The organism is Citrobacter sp. TBCS-14, from assembly GCF_005280805.1.
Classification (GTDB): Bacteria; Pseudomonadota; Gammaproteobacteria; order Enterobacterales; family Enterobacteriaceae; genus Citrobacter; species Citrobacter gillenii.
The window spans coordinates 221-560 of the sequence record NZ_SZWM01000255.1 but is presented as its reverse complement, the minus strand read 5'-3'; the positions used below and the strand labels follow the sequence as shown (position 1 = coordinate 560).

Sequence of the window (340 nt, the reverse complement as noted above, 5' to 3'; positions counted from 1 at the left end):
AATAAAGCCGGAAACAAACCAGGCGATGAGAACGGTAGGCGCGCCGGTGAGAAAACGACTCACCAGAACGGATGGCACGCCGACGCGAACCGTGTCCTGACGCGCTTCGGCCAGCGACAGCCCGACAGGAATAAAGTCGCATGCAGCCTGAGCGTTAATGGCGAACAGGGCAGGTAGCGCCAGATGAGGGGGAATATTCCCCAAACCAATCTGTACGCCGATCAAAACGCCGATAACCTGGGCGATAACCGCACCGGGGCCGAGGAAAGGCGACAGCAGCGGGAAAGAACAAATCAGCGCCAGGGTCACCAGCCCCAGCGGATGGCTGGCTAACGGTGCG

The 340-nt window shown here is 60.0% G+C and carries 1 pseudogene; it reads right to left on the bottom strand.

The annotated features are described in order from the left end of the window. Positions 1–340, bottom strand: a pseudogene (gene srlE / locus FDX22_RS30935) (PTS glucitol/sorbitol transporter subunit IIB); the annotation flags it as partial.